The 22,185-nt window shown below is 67.9% G+C and carries 21 protein-coding genes and 1 riboswitch; of the genes, 20 read left to right on the top strand and 1 reads right to left on the bottom strand.

Annotation, left to right across the window (positions count from 1 at the left end):
• The first annotated feature begins 15 nt into the window (after nt 1-15).
• From HNO51_RS13795 to HNO51_RS13745, 11 genes are all read left to right on the top strand, one after another.
• On the top strand, nt 16-288 hold the full coding sequence (locus tag HNO51_RS13795; protein ID WP_197447883.1) for a DUF2160 domain-containing protein: 273 nt from the start codon (nt 16-18) through the stop codon (nt 286-288).
• A gap of 62 nt (nt 289-350) precedes the next feature.
• Entirely contained in the window at nt 351-2,093 is a 1,743-nt protein-coding gene (locus tag HNO51_RS13790; RefSeq protein WP_197447882.1) for an ABC transporter substrate-binding protein, read from the top strand.
• A 154-nt stretch (nt 2,094-2,247) separates the two neighbouring features.
• A complete protein-coding gene (locus HNO51_RS13785) occupies nt 2,248-3,948 on the top strand; it encodes a glycerol-3-phosphate dehydrogenase/oxidase (RefSeq protein ID WP_209537669.1) in 1,701 nt (566 codons plus the stop codon).
• 58 nt (nt 3,949-4,006) lie between these two features.
• Nucleotides 4,007-4,876, top strand: coding sequence for a carboxylate/amino acid/amine transporter (locus HNO51_RS13780; protein WP_197447880.1), 870 nt, complete (start codon nt 4,007-4,009; stop codon nt 4,874-4,876).
• Nucleotides 4,877-4,940: 64 nt separating this feature from the next.
• Nucleotides 4,941-5,834, top strand: coding sequence for an NAD(+) kinase (locus tag HNO51_RS13775; RefSeq protein ID WP_197447879.1), 894 nt, complete (start codon nt 4,941-4,943; stop codon nt 5,832-5,834).
• Between the two features lie 16 nt (nt 5,835-5,850).
• Nucleotides 5,851-6,837, top strand: a complete 987-nt coding sequence (locus HNO51_RS13770; protein WP_209539241.1) for a metallophosphoesterase — start codon at nt 5,851-5,853, stop codon at nt 6,835-6,837.
• 209 nt (nt 6,838-7,046) lie between these two features.
• A complete protein-coding gene (locus HNO51_RS13765; RefSeq protein ID WP_197447878.1) occupies nt 7,047-7,895 on the top strand; it encodes a rhomboid family intramembrane serine protease in 849 nt (282 codons plus the stop codon).
• A gap of 23 nt (nt 7,896-7,918) precedes the next feature.
• The gene (locus tag HNO51_RS13760) at nt 7,919-8,203 is read left to right on the top strand and encodes a YeaC family protein (RefSeq protein WP_209537668.1); all 285 of its coding nucleotides are present in this window, start codon (nt 7,919-7,921) and stop codon (nt 8,201-8,203) included.
• A gap of 49 nt (nt 8,204-8,252) precedes the next feature.
• Nucleotides 8,253-9,050 (top strand): DUF2797 domain-containing protein, encoded by a 798-nt coding sequence (locus HNO51_RS13755; protein ID WP_422674271.1) that lies wholly within the window; start codon nt 8,253-8,255, stop codon nt 9,048-9,050.
• A 57-nt stretch (nt 9,051-9,107) separates the two neighbouring features.
• The gene (locus HNO51_RS13750) at nt 9,108-10,103 is read left to right on the top strand and encodes a zinc-dependent alcohol dehydrogenase family protein (RefSeq protein WP_197447875.1); all 996 of its coding nucleotides are present in this window, start codon (nt 9,108-9,110) and stop codon (nt 10,101-10,103) included.
• 106 nt (nt 10,104-10,209) lie between these two features.
• Entirely contained in the window at nt 10,210-10,893 is a 684-nt protein-coding gene (locus HNO51_RS13745; protein ID WP_209537666.1) for a glutathione S-transferase family protein, read from the top strand.
• Between the two features lie 37 nt (nt 10,894-10,930).
• Here the strand turns inward: HNO51_RS13745 and HNO51_RS13740 are convergent, their stop codons facing one another.
• The gene (locus HNO51_RS13740) at nt 10,931-12,013 is read right to left on the bottom strand and encodes a PA0069 family radical SAM protein (RefSeq protein ID WP_197447873.1); all 1,083 of its coding nucleotides are present in this window, start codon (nt 12,011-12,013) and stop codon (nt 10,931-10,933) included.
• Nucleotides 12,014-12,110: 97 nt separating this feature from the next.
• On the opposite strand from HNO51_RS13740, the gene HNO51_RS13735 reads away from it, so the two are divergent.
• The 9 genes from HNO51_RS13735 (at nt 12,111) to HNO51_RS13695 (ending at nt 22,144) form a co-directional block, all read left to right on the top strand.
• Entirely contained in the window at nt 12,111-14,387 is a 2,277-nt protein-coding gene (locus HNO51_RS13735) for a heavy metal translocating P-type ATPase (RefSeq protein WP_209537665.1), read from the top strand.
• Between the two features lie 55 nt (nt 14,388-14,442).
• Nucleotides 14,443-15,498 (top strand): nicotinate-nucleotide--dimethylbenzimidazole phosphoribosyltransferase, encoded by a 1,056-nt coding sequence (cobT, locus tag HNO51_RS13730; protein WP_197447871.1) that lies wholly within the window; start codon nt 14,443-14,445, stop codon nt 15,496-15,498.
• Nucleotides 15,495-16,475, top strand: a complete 981-nt coding sequence (gene cbiB, locus HNO51_RS13725) for an adenosylcobinamide-phosphate synthase CbiB (RefSeq protein ID WP_197447870.1) — start codon at nt 15,495-15,497, stop codon at nt 16,473-16,475. The genes cobT and cbiB overlap by 4 nt, the downstream gene beginning before the upstream one ends.
• Before the next feature lie 19 nt (nt 16,476-16,494).
• A complete protein-coding gene (cobD, locus tag HNO51_RS13720; protein ID WP_242597119.1) occupies nt 16,495-17,616 on the top strand; it encodes a threonine-phosphate decarboxylase CobD in 1,122 nt (373 codons plus the stop codon).
• Nucleotides 17,613-18,173: a bifunctional adenosylcobinamide kinase/adenosylcobinamide-phosphate guanylyltransferase gene (locus HNO51_RS13715; RefSeq protein WP_209537664.1), complete on the top strand. Its 561-nt coding sequence runs from the start codon at nt 17,613-17,615 to the stop codon at nt 18,171-18,173. The genes cobD and HNO51_RS13715 overlap by 4 nt, the downstream gene beginning before the upstream one ends.
• Nucleotides 18,170-18,928, top strand: a complete 759-nt coding sequence (gene cobS / locus HNO51_RS13710) for an adenosylcobinamide-GDP ribazoletransferase (protein WP_209537663.1) — start codon at nt 18,170-18,172, stop codon at nt 18,926-18,928. The genes HNO51_RS13715 and cobS overlap by 4 nt, the downstream gene beginning before the upstream one ends.
• The gene (locus HNO51_RS13705) at nt 18,880-19,521 is read left to right on the top strand and encodes a histidine phosphatase family protein (protein ID WP_209537662.1); all 642 of its coding nucleotides are present in this window, start codon (nt 18,880-18,882) and stop codon (nt 19,519-19,521) included. Before cobS ends, HNO51_RS13705 begins: the two co-directional genes overlap by 49 nt.
• On the top strand, nt 19,473-19,901 hold the full coding sequence (locus HNO51_RS13700; protein ID WP_209537661.1) for a bifunctional adenosylcobinamide kinase/adenosylcobinamide-phosphate guanylyltransferase: 429 nt from the start codon (nt 19,473-19,475) through the stop codon (nt 19,899-19,901). The genes HNO51_RS13705 and HNO51_RS13700 overlap by 49 nt, the downstream gene beginning before the upstream one ends.
• 52 nt (nt 19,902-19,953) lie before the next feature.
• A riboswitch (cobalamin riboswitch) is annotated at nt 19,954-20,183 on the top strand.
• 152 nt (nt 20,184-20,335) lie between these two features.
• Nucleotides 20,336-22,144 (top strand): TonB-dependent receptor domain-containing protein, encoded by a 1,809-nt coding sequence (locus HNO51_RS13695; RefSeq protein WP_209537660.1) that lies wholly within the window; start codon nt 20,336-20,338, stop codon nt 22,142-22,144.
• The last annotated feature ends 41 nt before the right edge of the window (nt 22,145-22,185 follow it).

The following is a 22,185-nucleotide window of genomic DNA, read 5'->3' as shown; positions in this document are numbered from 1 at the left end:
GGGGAGGAAACCACGATGGAATGGATGGTCTGGACCCTGCCCACGGCAATCTTCTTCTCCGTCATCGCTGCCATCCTGTGCGCCATGACGGCCTGGGAGCTGGCGTCCCCCAGCGTTGAACGGCGCGGCTTCCTGCCGATCGCCACCACCCGCGGTGACCGGCTCTTCATCGGGCTGCTCTCCGCCGCCTACGTCCACCTGGCGGTGGTCGGTTTCACCGAGCTCTCGATTTGGTTTGCCCTGGGGATCTCCGTCCTCTGGTTGCTGGTGCTGATGCGCTGGGGCTGAACCAAGGCCGTACGGACGATAACCACGTCAAGGATGACATCCACACGCAGAACGAGGTCAACATGAAGAATAAAAGGATCCAACTGACGGCGATCGCGGGCGGCCTGATGCTCGCCTCGGCCGGCCTGCACGCCCAATCAGACGATGCACGCGCGATCGCCGAACGGCTGGTCGACGAGCACTTCCAGAACTCGACGCTCTCCCGCGAGGAGCAGATCGAGGAACTGCTGTGGTTCGCCGAGGCCGCGGAGTCGTTTCGTGGCATGGAGATCAATACCGTCGCCGAGGGCCTCACCACGCACGTCTGGGAGCGCGACGTGCTGGCACCCGCCTTCGAGGAACTCACCGGTATCCGGGTTACCCACAACATCATCGGCGAGGGCGATGTGGTGGACAACATGCAGACCCAGATGCAGACCGGACGCAACATCTACGACGCCTACGTCAACGACTCGGATGCCATCGGCACGCATATCCGCTACGGCACTACCGTCAACCTGACCCAGGCGATGGAGAACGAGTGGAAGGACTACACCCTGCCGACGCTGGATCTCGATGACTTCATCGGCCTGCAGTATGGCACCGGGCCCGACGGCAACCTCTATCAACTGCCCGACCAGCAGTTCGCCAACCTCTACTGGTTCCGCTACGACTGGTTCCAGCGCGAGGACCTGCAGGAGCAGTTCCGCGAGATCTATGGCTACGACCTGGGCGTGCCGACCAACTGGACCGCCTACGAGGACATCGCCGAATTCTTCACCGAGCACGTTGGCGAGATCGACGGCGAACGGGTCTACGGCCATATGGACTATGGCCGCCGCGACCCGTCGCTGGGCTGGCGCTTCCACGACTCCTGGCTCTCCATGGCCGGCATGGGCAGCCCCGGCGTGCCGTTCGGCAACCCGGTGGACGACTGGGGCATTCGCGTCGACGAGGAGAGCCGTCCGGTGGGCGCCAGCGTCAGCCGCGGCGGGGCGACCAACTCACCGGCGGCGGTCTTCGCCGTGACCAAGATGGTCGAGTGGCTGGACAAGTACGCACCGCCCGAAGCACAGGGCATGACCTTCGGCGAGGCCGGGCCCGTACCCGCCCAGGGCAACATCGCCCAGCAGATCTTCTGGTACACCGCCTTCACCGCCGACATGACCGACCCGGGGCTGCCGGTCACCGATGACGAGGGCAACCCCAAGTGGCGCATGGCGCCGTCGCCCACCGGACCGTACTGGGAGGAGGGCATGAAGGTGGGCTATCAGGACGTGGGCTCCTGGACCTTCTTCGATTCCACCCCGGAAGACCGGCGCACCGCGGCCTGGCTGTTCGCCCAGTTCGCCGTCTCCAAGAGCGTGTCGCTGGAGAAGCTGATGGCCGGCCTCACGCCGATTCGCGAGTCCGACATCTTCTCCGATCAGATGAGCGAGATGGCACCGAAGCTTGGGGGGCTGGTGGAGTTCTATCGCAGCCCCAATGAGTCCAACTGGACCCCGTCCTCGACCAACGTGCCCGACTACCCGCGCATGGCGCCGCTGTGGTGGCAGAATCTGGCACCCGCGGTCAGCGGCGAGGTCACGCCCCAGGAGGCGCTCGACGACTTGGCCGGCGAGCTCGACAGCATCATGGCACGTCTGGCGCGCGCCAACGTGTTCGAGGCCTACCCGCCGATGCTCAACGAGGAGCGCGACCCGGAGGAGTGGCTGTCGCAGGAGGGCTCGCCCAAGGCCAAGCTGGACGACGAGATGCCGCAGGGCACCACCGTGCCTTACGACGAGATGATGGAGGAGTGGATGGCCGCCGGTACACGTCAGTAAGCAGCCGGCGTCGGGCGAGGTGCCCGACGCGGCCAGGGCCCGGCCACCGCGCCGGGCCGACAACGAACCACGTGTTTCCGGTAGCCCGTCCGGGTCATTCCAGGCCCCGTTCGGCGCTCGCCGAACGGGGCCTTTGCTTGTAAAAGGTCCGCACATGGAACTGCGTAGCAGTAACGTCGAGAAACTCGGCGGCGAGGCGTTCGACGTCCTGATCGTGGGTGGCGGGATCAACGGCGCGGCCTCGGCGGCCGCTCTGGCCGGCAAGGGCGTGCGGGTCGCGCTGATCGACCGCGGCGACTTCGCCGGCAGCACCAGTATGCACTCCTCCAATCTGGTGTGGGGCGGTATCAAGTACATGGAGAGCCGCGACTTCGCGCTGGTGAGAAAACTCTGCTTGAGTCGCAATCACCTGATCCGGAGCTATCCCGCCTCGGTGCAGGAGATTCGCTTCCTGACTACCATCACGCGGGGGTTCCGCTACCACCCGCGCTACCTGTGGGCCGGTGCCTGGCTCTACTGGCTGATCGGTAACGGCTTCACCCGCATACCGCGCTTCCTCTCGCCCCGAGCGATCCGCAACAGCGAAGCGATCATCGACACGCGCGAGGCCGTGGGCGGTTTCGAGTACTCCGACGCCTACCTTCACGACAACGACGCCCGCTTCGTCTTCAACTTCGTGCGCGGGGCGCTCAACTACGGCGCCGTGGCGGCGAATTACGTCGAGTCGCTGGGGGCGCGACGCGAGGGCAGTGATTGGGTGACGCAGGCTCGCGACGTCGTCACCGGGCGGGAGCTCGTCGTTCGCTCCAAGGTCCTGATCAACGCTGCCGGGCCCTGGGTCGACGAGCACAACGGCCTCACCGGTCAGGCCACGCGTCATCGTCATGCCTACTCCAAGGGCATCCACCTGATCGTGCCGCGCTTGACCGACAATCATCGGGTGCTGGCGTTCTTCGCCGACGATGGACGGCTGTTCTTCGTCATCCCCATGGGGCCGCGAACCTGTATCGGCACCACCGACACCCGCGTCGAACGGCCCGATGTGAGCGCGAGCGAGGCCGACATTCGCTTCGTGCTCGACAATATCAACAAGCGTCTCGAGCTCGACCGGCCGCTGGACAAGGAGGACATCATCTCCCTCCGCTGCGGCGTGCGGCCCCTGGCGATCAGGGCCGAAGGCGACGGCGGGCGCGACTTCCTGCAGCTCTCGCGCAAGCACGCCATCGACGTCAATCCACACGATGCCCACCTGAGCATCTTCGGCGGCAAGCTCACCGACTGCCTCAACGTGGGCGAGGAGATCGTCGCCGCGGTCGGTGACATGGGCATCGAGGTGCCCTATCCGAAGCACCGCTGGTACGGTGAGCCGCCCGATCAGGTGCGCCGCCAGTTCCTGCACCAGGCGAGGCTGATGCACCTCGACGAGCTGACCGCGGCCGACGCCTCCGAGCCGCTGTCAAGCCGGCTGTGGCGGCGCTACGGTACCCACGCGCTGGAGATGCTCGAGGAGATCCGCGAGGACCCGCGCCAGGCCGAGGTGCTGATCGAGGGCACCGAGTACCTGCGCTGCGAGCTGCACTACGCCAAGCGGCGCGAGATGATCACGCGCCTGGAGGACTTCCTGCGGCGTCGCTCCAAGATCGCTCTGGTGGTGCACGAGGAGACGATGCGCCAGTCTCCGGGGCTGCGCGAGGCGTGTGCGATCCTGTTCGGCGACGAGGCCGAGGCGCGCCTGGAGGAGTATTTTGCCACCACGCGACGCGAGAGGAGCGAGGTGGGGGGCGGCACGGGAGACGATGTGCCCGACACCTGTCCCTCGCGCGCACCCGAGTCGCGGCAGCGAGAGTCGCATTGATGGATCGCCGCTTGGCGGTATAATCACGCGTCAACCCAAAGGAAGAAAGAGGTTAACCGTGGGCTATTTGATCGGCGTCACCGCGCTCTGGGCCTTCTCGTTCTCGCTGATCGGTGTCTATCTCGCCGGCCAGGTGGACAGCTACTTCGCGGTGCTGATGCGCGTCGGCCTGGCGGCCCTGGTGTTCCTGCCGTTCCTGCGGCCGCGGCTGCTGGCCGGGCGTCAGCGCCTGGCGCTGATGGGGCTGGGGGCGGTGCAGCTCGGCGTGATGTACATCTTCTTCTACCAGTCCTTCCTGCTGCTGTCGGTGCCGGAGGTGCTGCTGTTCACCATCTTCACGCCGCTCTATGTGACGCTGCTCGACGACGCGCTGTTCGGCCGCTTCACGCCGTTCTACCTGCTCACCGCCGCCCTGGCCGTGCTGGGGGCCGCGGTGATCCGCTACGACGGGGTCGACAGCGGCTTCTGGCTCGGCTTCCTGGTGGTACAGGGGGCCAATCTCTGCTTCGCGCTGGGTCAGGTGGGCTATCGACGCTTCTCCGTGACGCTGCCCGCCGAGCTGCCGCGCCACAGCGTCTTCGCCTGGTTCTATCTCGGTGCGCTGGTCGTGGCACTGCCGGCCTTCGCCCTGCTCGGCAATACCGCGGCGCTGCCCGCCACGCCAGTGCATTGGGGCGTTCTCGCCTGGCTGGGTCTGGTGGCCTCGGGCCTTGGCTACTTCTTCTGGAACCTGGGGGCGACCCGGGTGGATGCCGGCGCGCTCGCGATCATGAACAACGCCCTGATCCCCGCCGGGCTGCTGGTCAATCTGGTGATCTGGAACCGCGACGCCGACCTGCTGCGGTTGGGACTGGGTGGGGCGATCATCGTCGGCTCGCTGGTGCTCAACGAATGGTGGCTGCGCCGTCGCACCCCCGCCGCTGCCTGAGCCGAGTTTGCCCGCCCTGCACCCAGCCTCCATAATGAGCGGCCATGATCCGAGAGAGCAGGGCATGCAGAACGAGCACGACGGGTTCAAGAACATCGGCCTGATCGGCCGCCTGGGCAGTGCCAAGGTGGTCGAGACCTTGAAGCGCCTGCTGCGCTTCCTCGACGCGCGTGGCTTTCACGTCATCGTCGAGGATCGCACCGCCACCGTGCTGCTCGACCACGGCCACCCCGAGGCCAGCCGACGCACCCTCGGCGAACTCTGCGACCTGGTGATCGTGGTGGGCGGTGACGGCAGCCTGCTGGGCGCCGCGCGCACGCTGTGCCACAGCGGCACCCTGGTGCTGGGGGTCAACCGTGGCCGACTGGGCTTTCTCACCGACATCTCACCCGACGAGCTGGAGGAACGTGTCGGCCAGGTGCTGGACGGCCAGTACGAGGTCGAAGAGCGCTTCCTGCTCGATGCCGAGCTGTATCGCGACGGCACCCTGGTCGGCAACGGCGATGCCCTCAACGAAGTCGTGCTGCATCCCGGCAAGGCGGTGCGCATGATCGAGTTCGAGCTGTTCATCGACAGGCAGTTCGTCTGCAGCCAGCGCAGCGACGGCCTGATCATGGCCACGCCCACCGGCTCCACCGCCTATGCGCTGTCGGGCGGCGGCTCGATCATGCATCCCAAGCTGGACGTGATCGAGCTGGTGCCGATGTTCCCGCATACCCTCTCCAGTCGTCCCATCGTCATCGATGCCGCCAGCGAGATCCACGTGCACATCGGCGAGACCAATCAGACTTATCCGCACATCAGCTGCGACGGCCAGACACGCGCCGTGGCCAAGCCGGACGACGTTCTGGTGGTGAAGCGCAAGCCCCAGCGGGTGCAATTGGTGCATCCCCTCGGTCATAACTTCTACGAGGTCCTGCGCAGCAAGCTGGGCTGGAGCAACCGGCTGGGGGATTGACGTGAGGCAGGCGGCAATAGAGGGCTACGACCTGATCGGCGACGTGCACGGCTGCGGGGCGACTCTCGGTGCGCTGCTCGAGAAGCTCGGCTACCACCAGCGCGGCGGCGTCTACCGCCATCCGCGGCGCAAGGCGATCTTCCTCGGTGATCTGATCGACCGAGGCCCGCGGATTCGCCTGGCCGTGTCCATTGCCCGGCGCATGGTGGAGGAGGGCGAGGCCCACATCGTCATGGGCAATCACGAATACAATGCCCTGGCCTACTGCCATCGTGCACCGCGCCAGGGCGGGCGCGAGTGGCTGCGCGACCACTCCCCGCGGCACAATCGCATCATCAAGGAGACGCTCGATCAGTACCGCGACCATCCCACGGAGTGGGACGAGGCCCTGGCGTGGTTCATGGATATTCCGCTGTACCTCGATTTCGATGCGTTCCGAGTGGTTCATGCCTGCTGGGACCAGGAGCTGATCGATGCGCTCGAGCGCGAATGCCCCGGGGGCATCATCGACGAGCCGTTCCTGCGTCAATCCGTGGAATCGGATACGCTGGCCTATCGGGTGCTCGACCGGTTGACTCGCGGCGTGCACATACCCTTGCCTCAGGGCGTGGAGATCCACTCGGGCGATGGCTTCACCCGGCATAGCTTCCGCGCCCACTTCTGGGCCCGCGAGCCGCGCACCTGGGGTGACGTGATCTTCCAGCCCGACAACCTCCCCGACGACCTGGAGGAGCGGGAACTGGCCGCGAACGAACGCGCCCGCCTGCCTCATTACGGGCTCGATCAGCCGCCGCTGTTCATTGGCCACTACTGGTGCGAGGGCATTCCGGCGCTGCCCACGGCCAACATCGCCTGCCTCGACTACAGCGCGGTGAAATTCGGCCGCCTGGTGGCCTACCGCTGGAGCGGCGAGCGGCGCCTGGATGCCAATCATTTCGTCTGGGTCCGGGTGCCCCAGGAAGAGGCGGCGAGGCCTCGGCCGTGGGAGATCGACTTCGACTGAAAAGGGATACAAAGTTTTACAACTTTTTTTGTCGCCAGCCTGAACTTCCTTTCGGCTCGCCCGTCTGAGTAGGTGTTCCCTTGAATGATCCCTTGCTCTTGTCCGGCGGCCCCCCTTCCGCCGGATTTTTTCTGTGCCCCTCTGGTGGATTTGAGAAAAGCCCCGCCGCAGCGCAAGATGCTCATAACACGTTGGTTCAGGAAGAGTTCATGTACCGCATCATGCTGTTTCCCCACGAAACGGACACCAGCGAACTGCGCCGAGCGCTGTGGGCGCACCGGATCGGACACCGCTTCACCGAGGAGGCGGAAGGGCAGGTGCTGTGGCTCGCCGATCCCGCCCAGCACGATGCGCTGGTTCGACTGCTGACGCGTTGGCAGCGCGGCGAGCGGATCATGCCGGAACGGCGCCGCCGCTCGACGAGTGGGGCTTCTCTTTCCGCAGCTCTGCGTCAAGTGCCGGTCACGACCGCGGCGCTGGGCATTTCGCTGCTGGTCTTCGCCCTGATGGGCGTGCTCGGCGACATTGTGGTGGCCATGCTGACCATCGTGCCGGTCGCCGTCGTGGGTGGTGGACTGGCCTTCGGCAACCTCACCGATGCGCTGGCCTCGGGGCAGGTGTGGCGGCTGCTGTCGCCGGCCTTTCTCCACTTCGGCTGGATGCACCTGATCTTCAACATGATGTGGCTGTGGTACTTTGGCCGCCAGGTCGAGACGCTGCAGGGCAGCGGGCGCATGCTGACGATCCTGCTGGTGGCAGGCGTCGGCGCCAACCTGGCCCAGTACGCCACCGGCACCGTGCTGTTCGGCGGCATGTCGGGTGTCGACTTCGCCCTGCTCGGGTACGTCTGGCTGATGTCGCGCCGGGCGCCGCATAGCGGCTTCTTCGTGCCGCAGATGCTGGTGGTCTTCATGCTCGGCTGGATGGTGTTCACCATGACCGACATGGCCGGAGCGGTCGGCTTCGGCAACGTAGCTAACGAGGCGCACCTGGGGGGGCTGGTCGTGGGGCTTCTGCTGGGGTGGTATTATTCGGGCCGAGCCAGGCGTCTTCACTGAGCCGTCACTTCGAGAGACTTCCCATGAGTGATATGACCTTCGAACGGATGATCCGGCAGATGACGCCGGCCATCTACGAGAGCCTCAAGCAGGCGGTGGCCCTGCGCAAGTGGCCCGATGGGCGCAGGCTGACCGCGGAGCAGACCGAGCTCTGCCTCGAGGCGGTGATTCGCTACGAGCACGAGAACCACGTGCCCGAAGGGCAGCGCGTCGGCTACCTCGAGCAGCGTACCTGCGGCAGTGCCAGCAGCGGCACCGACGTGCCGCCCGAACTGGCGGGGCTGGCCCGGGATGCCAGCCGTGATTGAAGGTGGACGGATAGAAGCGGCTCCGGTCGTGCAGGGCTGCCTGAGCAAGATGGCCATCGCGCCCGGGGAGCCGGGCGGGCCGGTCAGGTATACGCTGCGCGCCGGCGAGCATCGCCTGGACCTCAATGCACGCCTGGGCCAGCCGCTCGAGCTGAACTGGACGGGCGCCATCGCCTGCACCCACTGCGGCCGGGCGACCAAGAAGAGCTTCGCCCAAGGCTACTGCTACCCCTGCTTCAAGAAGCTGGCCCAGTGCGATACCTGTATCGTCAAGCCCGAGACCTGCCACTTCGATGCCGGCACCTGCCGCGAGCCCGAGTGGGCCGAGCGCCATTGCTTCCAGCCGCATGTGATCTATCTGGCCAACTCCTCGGGGCTCAAGGTGGGCATCACCCGGGGCACCCAGGTGCCGACGCGTTGGCTCGACCAGGGCGCAATCCAGGCGCTGCCGATCCTGATGGTGGAGACGCGCCAGCAGTCCGGCCTGGTCGAAGTGCTGTTCAAGGATGAGGTGGCCGACCGCACCAACTGGCGCGCCATGCTCAAGGGCGAGGTGGAGGCGCTCGATCTCGTGGCCGAACGTGATCGCCTCCTGGCCCGTCTCGACGGTGGGCTAGGCCAGCTGCGTGAGCGTTTCGGTGTCGATACCCTCCGCGTAATCGACGAAGCGCCGGTCTCTTTCGACTACCCGGTGCTGGAGTTCCCGCGCAAGGTCGTTTCGCACAACTTCGACAAGCAGGCGCGGGTGAGCGGTACGCTGCTGGGCCTCAAGGGGCAGTACCTGATCCTCGACTCGGGAGTGATCAACCTGCGCAAGTTCACCGGCTACGAAGTCACTGTGAGCTGAGCGTAGCCGAGAGGCTGCGCTATGCTCCCGTGAGAGACTTCTTCCAAGGGGGCTGCCATGAGCCAGATGCGCGCCATGCGGTTGCATGGCCCGGGCCAGCCGCTGCAGCTGGAGTGGGTGTCCCGGCCTGAGCCCGAGGTGGGTCAGGTGCAGTATCGTGTGCTGGCCTGCGGCGTATGCCGCACCGACCTGCACGTCGTGGACGGCGAGCTCCCTTCGCCGCGACTGCCGCTGGTGCCAGGGCACGAGATCGTCGGCGAGATCACGGCGGTGGGAGAGGGCGTCGGGCCCCTGTCGCCCGGCATGCGTATCGGCGTCCCCTGGCTGGGCTGGACCTGTGGTGAATGCGAGGCCTGTGTGGCCGGCCGTGAAAACCTCTGCGCGCAAGCCCGATTCACTGGTTACACCCTCGATGGCGGCTACGCCGAGTACGGCGTGGCCGATGCCCGCTACTGTTTCCCCCTGGTCGCCGAGGACGCCCAGGCCGCCGCGCCGCTGCTGTGCGCGGGGCTGATCGGCTATCGCACCTGGCGCCTGGCAGGCGGTGAAGAGAACCGCCGCCTGGGGATCTATGGCTTCGGTGCCGCCGCGCATATCCTTGTCCAACTGGCCGTGGCCAGGGGGCAGCGGGTCTATGCCTTCACCCGGCCGGGCGACGACGCGGCCCAGGCCTTCGCGCTGCGGCTCGGTGCGGTATGGGCCGGCGATGCCGACCAGGCGCCGCCCGAGCCGCTCGATGCCGCGCTGCTGTTCGCGCCGGTGGGCGAGCTGGTACCGCTGGCGCTGGCTCAGGTGCGCCCGGGCGGGGCGGTCGTTTCCGGGGGCATTCACATGTCCGATATCCCCGCCTTTCCCTATCGCCTGCTGTGGCAGGAGCGCAGTATCAAATCGGTGGCCAATCTCACCCGCCAGGACGGTGAGGAGTTTCTCGCTCTGGCCCCTACCGTGCCGATACGCACCGAGACCCGCGCCTACCCCCTGGAGCAGGCCAACCAGGCGCTGGCCGACCTGCGCGAGGGCAGGCTGACCGGGGCGGCGGTGCTGATTCCCTGACGTTGCCTCACGGCGGCGAGGGGGCGCGTTGTGGGGGGATTCCTGTGGCAGGAGCGGGCCGTGGCCGGCTATGCTCCCGTTTTGACCCGCTGCGATGAGTATCGCCATGTATCGTCTGCATATTGCCAACAAGAACTACTCCTCATGGTCGCTACGCCCCTGGGTGCTGATGCGTCAGAAGGAGATTCGCTTCGAAGAGGTACTCACTCCCTTCGAAGCCGACTCGAACTGGAGCACCTTTCGAGCCTTCTCGCCCTCGGGGCTGGTGCCCTGTCTGGAGGATGGCGAACGCACCGTCTGGGAGTCACTGGCGATCGTCGAATACCTGGCCGAGCGCCACGCCGGCGTATGGCCCGCCGACGAGGAGGCGCGCGCCTGGGCGCGCTGTGCCAGCAGCGAGATGCACGCCGGCTTTTCCCCACTGCGCAGCCTGTGTCCGATGAATTGCGGCGTCAGGGTGAAGCTGCACCACATGCCGGATGCCTTGGCACGCAACCTGGCCCGCCTCGATGAGCTCTGGCAGCAGGGGCTCACCCGTTTCGGAGGGCCTTTCCTGGCAGGTGAGGCCTTCACTGCGGTGGATGCCTTCTTCGCCCCGGTGGCCTTCCGCGTGCAGAGTTTCGGGCTCACGCTCAGTGAGCCTTCAATGGGTTACGTCACGCGGCTGCTGTCGCTGCCCGCCATGCAGCAATGGTACGAGGAGGCGCTGGCCGAGCCTTGGCGAGAGGCGGCGCACGAAGCCGAAGTCCAGCAGCACGGCACCATCATCGAGGATCGACGGCCTGGCTGAGCCTCCGCCTGGCCCGTTTCTCTCTGCGTTGCTCGGCTCATTCGAACAGGTCGCCCTGGGTCCGGGGCGGCCTGAAGGCCGCGGTGTCCAACTGGCGCAAGTCGCGCTTCTCAGGGTCGTTGAGCCCCAGGCGGCGACACGCCTTTTCGAAGCGCTGGGCGATGAGCTGGGCGAAGATCCCCTCGCCGCGCATGCGCTTGCCGAAGCGACTGTCATACTCGGCGCCGCCCCGGCACTGGCGCATCAGGCTCATCACCTTGCCGGCGCGCTGCGGATAATGCGCCTGCAACCACTCATCGAACAGCGGCGCCACCTCTCGCGGCAGGCGCAGCAGCGTCCATCCGGCCGTTTCCGCTCCGGCATCGCGTGCCGCCTCGAGCAGGCGCTCCAGCTCGTGGTCGGTCAAGCCCGGAATGATCGGTGCGACCATGACACCTACCGGGATGCCGGCATCCTTCAAGCGCTCGACGGTACGCAGACGGGCAGCGGGAGAGGCGGTGCGCGGTTCCAGGCTGCGCTTGAGCTCGGTATCCAGACTGGTGAGGCTGATCGCCACCCGGACCAGGCGCCGGCGCGCGAGCTCGGCCAGTAAATCCAAGTCGCGCAGGATCAGGGCGCTCTTGGTGATGATCGAGACCGGATGGCGGCATTCGAGCAGGAAGGCCAATATCTCGCGGGTGGAACCACGCTCCGCTTCCAGTGGCTGATAGCAGTCGGTATTGCCGGACAGGGCGATGGGCCGGCACACGTAGCTGCGCTTGCAGAACTCTTCGCGCAACCGCTCCACCAGGCCGCTCCGGGCGATCAGCCGGGTTTCGAAGTCGAGCCCCGGGGAGAGATCCCAGTAAGCGTGACTGGGCCGGGCGTAGCAGTAGATGCAGCCATGCTCGCAGCCGCGGTAGGGGTTCAGCGAGCGGTCGAAGCCGAGATCCGGCGAATCGTTCCAGGAGAGTGCGCTGCGGGCTCGTTCGTTGCTGACCACGGTGGCCAGGCGCGTCGGCATCGCCTCCTGCCACCAGCCGTCGTCTTCCGTTTCACTGCGCGTGGGTGCAAAGCGGTTGTCGGGGTTATAGGTGGCGCCGCGTCCCTTGCGCGGCTGCTGCTGGTCGAACGGCGGCATGGCGGCGACCTCGTTCATGTATTTATATACAGTATATCGGCTCATTCATGCAGCGCCAACGCTGGATAAATGGTCGCGGACCGTTACGCTGGTGAGCATGACGCCGACTTCCGACAGCCCCACCACCCGCCGGGCCGAAGCCCTGTATTCGGTGCAGGGGCTCTGGTGCACCAGCTGCGCACTGGCCGTCGAGGCCCAATTGAAGCGGCTGCCCGGGATTGGCGCCGCCAGCGTGCACTACCCCAGCGCTACCCTGCTGGTGGAAGGTGAACCGGAGGCCCTCGACGAGCCCCGGCTGGCGGCTGCCGTGCGCCGTCTCGGCTACCGCCTCGGTCCCCCCGAGGCGGTCGCCGATGCCGAAGCGCGGCTCGACGCCGAGAGCCGCTATCTCACCCTGCGGCTGCTGATGGCCGTGGCCTTCGGCATGTGGACCATGCTCGCTTCGCTATTGATCTATGTCGGCGCCATGCCCAGCCCGCGACTGGAACTGGTCATGGCCTGGGTGTCCGGCGCCTTTGCGTTGCCGGTGGTCAGCTACGTGGCCTTTCCGTTCTACCGCGCCGGCTGGCGCACGGCCCGCGCACGGCGCCCCGGCATGGATGCACTGGTGTCGCTGGGCGCGCTGACGGCGGTCGGCGTCTCGCTGTGGCTGCTGTCGCGCGGCTCGGCGGAGGTCTACTTCGATACCGCCGTGATGCTGGTCACCCTGCTGCTGGTCGGGCGGCTGGTGGAAACGCTATGTCGCCACCGCGGGTTGCGTGCCTTGCAGGCGCTGCATCAACCTCCCGCCGAAGTGCAGCGCTGGGGGCGCAATGGCTGGCAGCCTTGCCCACTGGCAGCGGTGGCGGTGGGGGATCGGCTGCGCATCGAACGCGGCGAGACGCTGCCCCTGGACGGCATCCTGCAAGACGACGAGGCCCTGCTCGACCTGGCGCCGCTGACCGGCGAGAGCGCGCCGCGCCGCTGCCTGCCGGGCGATGCCGTGGCGGCCGGCTGCCGTAACTTGGGCGCTGCCCTGGTGCTCGAGGTCAGCGCCGCGATGGGCGAGTGTCGTCTGGACCGGCTGCGCGAGCAGATGTGGTGGCAGCAGGCCCGCAAGGGCGAGCTGCAGCGTCTGGCCGACCGTTTCGCCGGCTGGCTCAGCCCCCTGGCGGTGGTGCTGGCGTTGCTTACCCTGGTGGCGACCTGGCTGGCCGGCGTGCCGACCGAGGAGTCCTGGGTGAGGGCGCTATCGGTGCTGGTGGTGGCCTGCCCCTGCGCCGTAGGGCTGGCGATTCCCCTGGCCGGCCTGGCGGGTAGCGGCCAGGCGCTGGAGCGCGGTGTGGTGATGCGCGACCCGGGGGCCTTCGAGACCCTGGCACGAATCCGCAGCGCCGCCTTCGACAAGACCGGCACCCTCACCGCCGGTGAGCCGCAGGTGCAGGCCATGCACACGGTGGCCGGCCTGCCTGACGCGGAGCTGCTGGCGCTGGCTTCGGTAGCCGCACGCGGCAGCGAGCACCCGTTGGCGCGCGCCGTGCGTCGCTATGTTCAAGATGTGCAAGATATTAAAGATGCCCGAGGGGCCCAGGATGCCGGGGCGGGCGGGGAACTCGAGGTCGTGCAGGCCGAGGAGGTCGGCGGACGGGGGCGCCGGGTCTCACTTGGCGACGGACGCGAGCTGCTGCTGGGCAGCCGTGCCTGGCTCGCCGCGCAGGGCGTTGCCACCGAGCAGGCCGCCGACTCGGGAGAGAGCGAAGTGCTGCTGGCCTGCGACGGTACAGTGCTGGCCCGTTTCACCCTGGGCGAGACGGCCCTGCCCGGTACCGCCGAGACGCTGGCCGAGCTGCGCCGTCACGGCCTCGCCCTGGCGCTGATCAGCGGCGACCGGGCGCCGGCGGTGAGGCGGCTGGCGGATGCCGTGGGCATGAAAGCGGAGGAGTGCTATGCCGGGCGCAGCCCCGAGGCCAAGGCCAAGCTGCTGGCGGCCATGCCGCAGCCGTCGCTCTACGTCGGCGACGGGCTCAACGACGTGGTGGGGCTGGCCACCGCCAGCGTCGGCGTGGCGCCGCTGGGCGCCAACAGCACGGTGCAGGAGGGAGCCAGCGTGGCGCTGCTGAAGCCCGGCGTCGGCGGTGTCGAGGTGGCCTGGAGCCTGGCGCGCCGCACCCGTCGGGTGATGCGCCAGAACCTGGTGCTCTCGGGTGTCTACAACCTGCTGGCCCTGGGGCTGGCGGTGGCCATGCCGATTCCGCCCCTGGTGGCGGTACTGGCCATGGTGGCCAGCTCGCTCAGCGTGGTGGCGAATTCGGCGCGCCTGGCGTGGGGCGAAGACGAGGCGTGCGGGGCGCGAGAGGATGGCCAGCTGACGGAGAGGCTCGCTGCGGCGCCGTGACAGACCGAGCCAGGCTGTTAAGATGGCGGCTGCCCAACCCCATCAGGATACGCTCATGCTCGCCGATTCCCTGGCCGCCATCGTACCGGTCGATGACGCTCTCGCCCCCGCCGTGCAGACACGCCTCGACAACCTCACCAAGCCGCCCGGCAGCCTGGGTCGTCTCGAATCGCTGGCCATCCAGCTTGCCTGCCTGAGCGGCAGTGCTGCGCCTGCGGTGAGCCCGCCCGGGGTGATCGTCTTCGCTGCCGACCATGGCGTGGCCGAGGAGGGTGTGTCGGCCTTTCCTCAGGAGGTCACCGCACAGATGGTGGCCAATTTCGCCGCTGGCGGTGCCGCCATCAACGTCTTTGCCCGGCAGGTCGCGGCTCGGCTCGAGGTCGTCGATGTCGGCGTGAAGGGGGCGGTCGAGGGCGACGGTGTGATCATCGACAAGGTGCGCCCGGGTACCGCCAACTTCGCCCGAGAGGATGCCATGAGTCTTACCGAGGCCGAGCGCGCCATCGAGGTGGGAGTCCGCGCCGCCGGGCGCAGCTTCGCCGCCGGCTGTCGCTGCCTGATCGTGGGCGAGATGGGCATTGCCAACACCACCGCCAGCAGCGCCTTGCTGGCGGCGCTGAGCGGCCGGCCGGCGAGTCGCCTGGTCGGCCAGGGCACGGGTATCGCTCCCGCGCGGCTGGCCCACAAGGCCGAGGTGATCGAAGGCGCGTTGGCGGCCCGCGGCGTGGATCCCTCTCGGCCGCTCGAACTGTTGGCCAAGCTCGGCGGGTTGGAGATCGCCGCCATGGCCGGCGCCTACCTGGGTGCGGCGGCCCGGCGCATGCCGATCCTGGTCGACGGCTTCATCGCCACGGTGGCCGCGCTGGTGGCCTGCCGGCTGGCGCCTGCACTACGCGGCTACCTGATCTTCGGCCATCGCTCCTGCGAGCCGGGCCACGACGTGGCGCTGGAACTGCTCGATGCCGAGCCGCTGCTCGATCTGCAACTGCGACTGGGCGAGGGGACCGGGGCCGCTCTGGCGTTTCCGCTATTGGAGGCCGCCTGCCGCATGCTGAGCGAGATGGCTACCTTCGATTCGGCCGGTGTGGCCTCCGGTGACAAGGCTAAATGAGCGTCGAGCCCCTGAGCCTGGCCCTGCTGGCGCTGCTGCTGGGGGCCATTGCGCTGGATCTGCTGATCGGCGACCCGCGCTGGCTTCCGCACCCGGTGGCCGCCATGGGGCGGCTGATCGAGGTGCTCGAGCGCCGCTGGAACCGCGGCGCTCACCGGAATCGTCGGCTGAAGGGCTTTCTGCTCACCGGCTGCGTGGTGGTGCTGGTCTATGCGCTGGCCTGGAGCGTGCTGACGCTGCTCGCCTGGCTGCATCCCTGGCTGGGGCTCATCGGCGAATTGCTGCTGCTGGCCAGTGCGCTGGCGATCAAGGGCCTGCGCGATGCCGCCTGCGCGGTGGCCGGCCCGTTGGCCCAAGGTGACCTCGACGCCGCGCGCCGTACGGTGTCGATGATCGTCGGGCGCGATACCGAGGCCCTCGACGAGGCGGGGATCACCCGGGCCACGGTGGAAACCGTGGCCGAGAACACGGTCGACGGCATCACCGCGCCGCTGTTCTGGGCGCTGCTCGGCGGGGCGCCCCTGGCGCTGGCCTACAAGGCAGTGAACACGCTGGACTCCATGGTCGGCCATCGCAGCGAGCGCTACGCCGACTTCGGCTACGCCTCGGCCAAGCTCGACGACCTGGCCAACTGGGTGCCGGCGCGACTGACCGCGCTGGCCATGTGGCTGGCCGCCCTGGCGCTGCCAGGGACACGCGGGCGAGGGGCACTGGCCGGCACCCGGCGCGATGCGCCGCGCCACCCCAGCCCCAACGCCGGATGGCCCGAGGCGATGATGGCGTACCTGCTCGGCGTGCAGCTCGGCGGCGTCAATCATTACGCTGGGCAGGTGTCGGAGCGGGCCCTAATGGGCGAGCCCCACGAGCCGCTGCGAGTCGCCCATATCGAGCGCGCCATATGCCATATGCACGGTGCCTGGAGCGCCTTCTTCCTGCTGATGGTGATGTTCGTGCTGGCGGGAAGGGGGCTCATGTGAAGAGGCAATGAGCGATGCCATGAGCAATGCGAACGAGAACATGAACGACTGGCCAAGCCACGGCGGGCGTCCGGAGCAGCTATTGCCGCGGTTCGGCCTCGCCGACGACAGTGAGGTCATCGACTTCAGTGCCAATCTCAATCCGCTGGGGCCGCCCTCGTGGCTACCGGAGCGGCTTGCCGCCAGCGTGGCGGAGCTCGCCCGCTATCCCGACCCCGACTATCGCGAGGCGCGAGAAGCCATCGCGCACGCCGAAGGGCTCGGGCCCGAGCAGGTAAGGCTCACCAACGGCGGTGCCGAGGCGATCTTCCTCGCCGCGGCGCTGCTGGCCAGGCGCGGCGTGAGCCGGGTCGCCATCGTGCAGCCCACCTTCGGCGAGTACGAGCGGGCCTGTCGTCACTATGGCATCGCCGTGGAGCCTCTCGCCCTGACGGGGGAGCGTTTCATGCTGGACGAGGCGCGTGCCGCTGGGGCCATGCGCGATGCCGGCGCGCTGTTCCTGTGTCGCCCCAACAACCCCACCGGCACGCTGATCGAGCGCGGGATCATCGAGCGCCTGCTGGCGACAGGCCAGCGCCACGGCGCCATGCTGGTGGTAGACGAGGCGTTCGTCGATTTCGTCACGCCGGACGAGCGGCTCACGCCGCTGCTGGCTCGCTTCGACAACCTGCTGCTGCTGCGCTCGATGACCAAGCTGTATGCCATTCCCGGCCTGCGGCTGGGCTATCTGCTGGGCTCGGCCGCCGCGGTAAACGCTGCTGCCGAGTTGCAGCCGCCGTGGAGCGTCAACGCCCTGGCGGCGGGGCTGGTCGCGCCGCTGTTGGCGGACCGGGACTATCTGGCGCGAACCCGCGCCTGGCTCGACGCCGAGCGCCCCTGGCTACAGGGCGAGCTCGCGGCGCTGGGGCTCGACGTCGTGCCGTCCCACGCCAACTTCCTGTTGTTCAGGGATGCTTGGCTTCAGGAGGCTCGCGGCGGGTCGATGCCGGCGCTGCTGGAACACCTGGCGCGCGGTGGCATTCTCGTCCGTCATACCCACCGTTTCATCGGCCTCGAGGGCGCCTGGCTGCGGGTGGCGGTGCGCTCGCGGCCGGAGAACCGGGCGCTGGTCGAGGCCATCGCGCGTTGGAGACATCCATGATCGCCTTCATCAGCGGCGGGGCGCGCTCCGGCAAGAGCACCCATGCCGAAGCCCTGGCGCGGCGCTGGCAGGCCGAGCGGGGCGGGGCCCGCTACTACCTGGCGACCGCCAGGAGCGGCAGCGACGGCGAGTGGCAGGCCCGCATCGGCCGCCATCGGCAAGCCCGGGGCGAGGGCTGGATCACCCTGGAGGAGCCGGTGGATCTGGTCGCCGCCCTCGAGCGGGTGGCGCCCGGCAGCACGCTGCTGCTCGACTGCCTGACCCTGTGGGCCAGCCAACTGCTCTATGCAAGCGAGTATGCCGGCGAACTCGACGAGGCGCGGGGCATCGCCATGCTCGAGCGCCTGCTGGCCGAGGCCCGGCGACGCGACGTGGCGCTGGTGATCGTCTCCAACGACGTCAACGAGGGCATGCCCCCCGAGGACGCCGAGGTGTGGCGCTACCTGGCCTTCCTGCAGCGGGCTCACCGCCTGGTGGCGCAGGAGGCGGACGAGGTGATCCAGGTGATGGCCGGGCTGCCGCAGGTGTGGAAACGCCGTGGTGGGGAGCGCTCATGAAAGACGCCGCCTTTGGCCTGGTGCTGGCGCTGCAGTTCCTCACCCGCCTGCCGCTGCCGTTCGCCTGCCCCTGGACGCCGGCCACCCGGCGCTGGGCGGTGCGCTGCTATCCGCTGGTGGGCGTGCTGCTCGGCGGCCTGCTGGCGGCGGCGGCCGCTCTGCTCGAGAACCTGCTACCCGCGCCGCTGCTGGCGCTGGCCCTGCTCACGCTGTGGGTGGCGCTCTCCGGCGGGCTGCACCTGGACGGCCTGATGGACGTGGCCGACGCCCTGGGCAGCAACGCGCCGCTGGAGCGCAAGTGGGAGATCATGAAGGATCCCCATGTGGGCAGCTTCGGCATCCTGGCGCTGGTGTTCCTGCTGCTGTGGAAGGCTGCGCTGCTGTTCGTGCTGCTCGACGCCGGCGCCGGCCTGCTGCTGCTGGTGATGATCCTGGGGCTGGGCCGCCTGGCAGCCGTGGCGCTGCTGGTGGTGGCCCCGGCGGCACGGCGCGAGGGCATGGCCGCCAGCTGGAAGCGCGATCTTTCACCGCGCGATCTCTGGCTCGCGGCGCTGCCGCTGCTGCCGCCGGCCGTGCTGGTGCCGGGAGGAGTGTGGCTGTGCCTTGCACTGGCGCCGTTCCTGATGCTCTATGCCTGGGGCATGCTGCGCGCCTTCAAGGGCATCAACGGCGACATCGTCGGAACCGCAATCGAGGGAGGAGAGCTATGGCTGCTGCTGGTCGCCTGGAGCTGGTGGTCGTTCGTCACGGGGTGACGCAGTGGAACCGCGAGCATCGCTACCAGGGGCAGCGCGACATCCCGCTGCTGCTGCCCGACGCCCTGCCGGGCCTCGACCGGCTGCGCGAGGCGCTGGCGGAGCAGAGCTTCGATGCCGTGCACTGCAGCGACCTGACCCGCTGTCGGCAGACCCTGGCGCACGTGATCGAAGGGCGCGAGCAGGCCTGGCCGATGCACTTCGATGCGCGCCTGCGTGAGCTCGACTTCGGCGACTACGAGGGGCGCACCTATGATGAGCTGAAGTCGCAGCCCTTCTATCGCGCCTGGATCGACAGCGAAGGCCAGCAGCCGCCGCCCGGCGGCGAGTCCACCGCCGAGCTGCGCCAGCGGCTCGACGACTGGTTCGCCGATCTCGTGAACGGCTGCTCGCCGCACAGCCACCATCGCGCGCTGGTGGTCTGCCATGGCGGCGTGATTCGAGAGCTGCGCCGCCGCTTCGAGGACATCGGCTTCTGGGAGGGCGGCGTCGTTCAGGCCGAGGGGCGGCGATTCACCTTCACTCATGACGGGGAGCGCTGGCAATGCAACTCTTCATCGGCGGTACCTGCGCCGGCAAGCGCGGCGTCGTAAGGCAGCGCTTCGAGGAGCCCCGCTGGCACTCCGCCCATGCGGGAGGCCGGCTCGAGGCGTGGCCATCGGTGGCCGACACCTCATGCCTGGTGCTGGAGGGCTGGGAACGCTGGATCGGCGAGCGGCTCGCCGCCGAGCCCGACGACGACCGGCTGCGTCAGGCCATGGCACGGGAGCTCGATGCGCTGCGGGACTGGGAAGTCGCGCAGGGCGGCCAGGCCGTGCTGATCGTGGTGGAAATGGGCCGCGCCGTCGTGCCCCTCGGCCGCGAGAACAGGCGCCTGCGCGACCTCAACGGCTGGCTCGCCCAGGACGCCACGGCTCGCTGCGAGCGGGTGTGGTACGTATGGAATGGCCTGGTGAAAGGGCTAACTCGTTGATCCATATCAGCCAGAGCGCAACGATGCGTTGACGCCCGGCGCTACGGTTGCTAGCTTACGCCCACTCTCAGGTGCCTCATTGTCATTTCGAGGTTAAACGGGAAGTCGGTGGTCCTCTTCAGGTTTGAAGAAGGCGCATTCCGACGCTGCCCCCGCAACGGTGATCGAGTGTGGGTCCATCATCGCGCCACTGTGCTCAAGCATGGGAAGGCGATGGGCCCGAAGCGTGCCGTCGACGCTTCGCTCGTCAGCCCGGAGACCGGCCTGAGAGCGGGAAAGCTCGACAAATCGTTCGGCTCTCCCTTCATGCCGGGTTGCGGTGGGTAACCTCGAGGCAGGGCAGACGCCTCACTTCTCTCCCTTTCTCGACTCCCATGCCGCCCGGCTTCGCAAAGAAGACCGTGCGGGTAGGCACGGCGAGCAAGGGAATCAGAATGAAAACCAAGCATCATCTGGCCGCCTTTGGCCTGGCCGCGCTTCCGCTGGCCGTTCAGGCTCAAGATCCGACCGGCGAGAGCGCCGATGCCGTGGCGCTCAATCCGCTGGTGGTCACCGCCACCCTGGCGCCGCGCACCGCCGACGAGAGTCTCTCCTCCGTGACCGTGCTCGACGAGGCCACCCTGCGCCGGCAGGATCCCACCAGCGTGACCGATCTGCTGCGAGGGCAGCCGGGGGTCGACGTCAACGACCGCGGATCATTCGGCAAGGCGAGCAGTATCTACCTGCGCGGTACCGGCAGTGAATCGACCGTGCTGATGATCGACGGCATCCGCCTGCGCTCCGCCACCGCCGGAGGCGCGGCCTGGCACTATCTCGACCCGCGCATGTTCCAGCGCGCCGAGATCGTGCGTGGCCCGCGCGGCAGCCTGTACGGTGCCGATGCCGTGGGCGGCGTGGTTCAGCTCTTCACCCATGAGGCGCAGGAGGGAGGACCGCACCCGCGCATCTCCGCAGGTGGTGGTTCCTTCGACACCCAGCGCTACAGCGCCGGGCTTTCCGGCAGCAGCGGCGGCACCCGCTACAGCTTCGCCGGCAGCCGTTTCACGACCGACGGCACCCCGCTGCGCCGCGATGGTGAGGACAAAGGCTACGACAACACCTCGACGCTGGCACGCCTGGCGCATACCTTCGATGGGGGGGGGGAGGTGGGCATGCTGGCCCTGCGTGCTCGAGGCGGCAACGCTTTCGTCGACGGCGAGAGCGACTTCGTGCAGCAGGTGGCAGGCATCTATGGCGAACTGCCTGTGACCGAGCGGTGGACCAGCCGACTGACATTGAGTGAAGCTCGCGATGAGCTCGACACCTTCAATACCGACTTCCCTTCGCTCATCGAGACCCGGACCCAGACCGCCCGCTGGCAGAATACCCTGAGTTTCGGCATGCATGAGTTGATCGCCGGCGTGGAGCATAGCGAAGACAAGGTATCGGGCACCACGGATTTTGCCGTCTCCAGCCGTGACAACAGCGCCGTCTTCACCCAGGGTCTGCTCGATTTCTCGCCCTTCGCCGTACAGGCCGGGCTGCGTTACGACGATAACGAAGCCTATGGCGACGAGGTCACCGGCAGCCTGGCACTGGGCTATGATCTGGATGATGCTCATACCCTGCGAGCCAGCTACGGTACTGCCTTTCGCGCGCCGACGTTCAACGACCTGTACTGGCCGAACTCCGGCAACCCCGAGCTCAATCCGGAAACCTCCGAAACCATCGAAGTGGGTGTGCGCGGCCAATATCGGCAATGGTTCTGGGATTTGGCGGCCTATCGCACCGAACTCGACGACATGATCGCCTGGGCACCGACCCCGAGCGGGCTCTGGGCGCCGCAGAACATTGCCGAGGCACGGATCCGCGGCGTCGAACTGTCGAGTGGCGTCGAACTCGGGGAGTGGACGCTGGCTACGGCACTGACATGGACCGATCCGGAGAATCGTAGCGGTGCCGATGCCGGCAATCGTATTCAGCGTCGCGCCAGCCAGAGCGCCCGCTTCGACGTGGACCGCGAGCTGGGCGACTGGTCCTTGGGCGGGTCCTGGATCCTGCAAGGCGATCGCTACGACGATGCGGCCAACCAGGATCGTATCGGCGGCTTCGGGCTGGTCAACCTGCGTGCCGGCTGGGAGTTTGCCCCGCTGTGGTCGGCCCGCCTGACGCTGGAGAACGCGCTGGACAAGGAGTACGAGACCGCACGTGACTATCCCAACGCCGGCCGCGCGGCCTTCGTCAGTGTTCACTTCGGCCAGTAGCGGCCGCTTCGGCGGGGCCCTTGGCCCCGCTGCTGTTTCCG

Origin of the sequence: Billgrantia sulfidoxydans, assembly GCF_017868775.1 — a bacterium.
Taxonomy (GTDB): Bacteria; Pseudomonadota; Gammaproteobacteria; order Pseudomonadales; family Halomonadaceae; genus Halomonas; species Halomonas sulfidoxydans.
The sequence above is the reverse complement of the archived record's forward strand: the minus strand, read 5'-3'. Positions and strand labels throughout refer to the sequence as shown.

Bases quoted from the DNA above. Each gene is read 5' to 3' on its own strand.
- HNO51_RS13795 (WP_197447883.1), top strand. From the start codon at position 16: ATGGAATGGATGGTCTGGACCCTGCCCACGGCAATCTTCTTCTCCGTC.
- HNO51_RS13790 (WP_197447882.1), top strand. From the start codon at position 351: ATGAAGAATAAAAGGATCCAACTGACGGCGATCGCGGGCGGCCTGATG.
- HNO51_RS13785 (WP_209537669.1), top strand. From the start codon at position 2,248: ATGGAACTGCGTAGCAGTAACGTCGAGAAACTCGGCGGCGAGGCGTTC.
- HNO51_RS13775 (WP_197447879.1), top strand. From the start codon at position 4,941: ATGCAGAACGAGCACGACGGGTTCAAGAACATCGGCCTGATCGGCCGC.
- HNO51_RS13765 (WP_197447878.1), top strand. From the start codon at position 7,047: ATGTACCGCATCATGCTGTTTCCCCACGAAACGGACACCAGCGAACTG.
- HNO51_RS13760 (WP_209537668.1), top strand. From the start codon at position 7,919: ATGAGTGATATGACCTTCGAACGGATGATCCGGCAGATGACGCCGGCC.
- HNO51_RS13755 (WP_422674271.1), top strand. From the start codon at position 8,253: ATGGCCATCGCGCCCGGGGAGCCGGGCGGGCCGGTCAGGTATACGCTG.
- HNO51_RS13750 (WP_197447875.1), top strand. From the start codon at position 9,108: ATGAGCCAGATGCGCGCCATGCGGTTGCATGGCCCGGGCCAGCCGCTG.
- HNO51_RS13745 (WP_209537666.1), top strand. From the start codon at position 10,210: ATGTATCGTCTGCATATTGCCAACAAGAACTACTCCTCATGGTCGCTA.
- HNO51_RS13740 (WP_197447873.1), bottom strand. From the start codon at position 12,013: ATGCCGCCGTTCGACCAGCAGCAGCCGCGCAAGGGACGCGGCGCCACC.
- HNO51_RS13735 (WP_209537665.1), top strand. From the start codon at position 12,111: ATGACGCCGACTTCCGACAGCCCCACCACCCGCCGGGCCGAAGCCCTG.
- cobT (WP_197447871.1), top strand. From the start codon at position 14,443: ATGCTCGCCGATTCCCTGGCCGCCATCGTACCGGTCGATGACGCTCTC.
- cbiB (WP_197447870.1), top strand. From the start codon at position 15,495: ATGAGCGTCGAGCCCCTGAGCCTGGCCCTGCTGGCGCTGCTGCTGGGG.
- cobD (WP_242597119.1), top strand. From the start codon at position 16,495: ATGAGCAATGCGAACGAGAACATGAACGACTGGCCAAGCCACGGCGGG.
- HNO51_RS13715 (WP_209537664.1), top strand. From the start codon at position 17,613: ATGATCGCCTTCATCAGCGGCGGGGCGCGCTCCGGCAAGAGCACCCAT.
- cobS (WP_209537663.1), top strand. From the start codon at position 18,170: ATGAAAGACGCCGCCTTTGGCCTGGTGCTGGCGCTGCAGTTCCTCACC.
- HNO51_RS13705 (WP_209537662.1), top strand. From the start codon at position 18,880: ATGGCTGCTGCTGGTCGCCTGGAGCTGGTGGTCGTTCGTCACGGGGTG.
- HNO51_RS13700 (WP_209537661.1), top strand. From the start codon at position 19,473: ATGCAACTCTTCATCGGCGGTACCTGCGCCGGCAAGCGCGGCGTCGTA.
- HNO51_RS13695 (WP_209537660.1), top strand. From the start codon at position 20,336: ATGAAAACCAAGCATCATCTGGCCGCCTTTGGCCTGGCCGCGCTTCCG.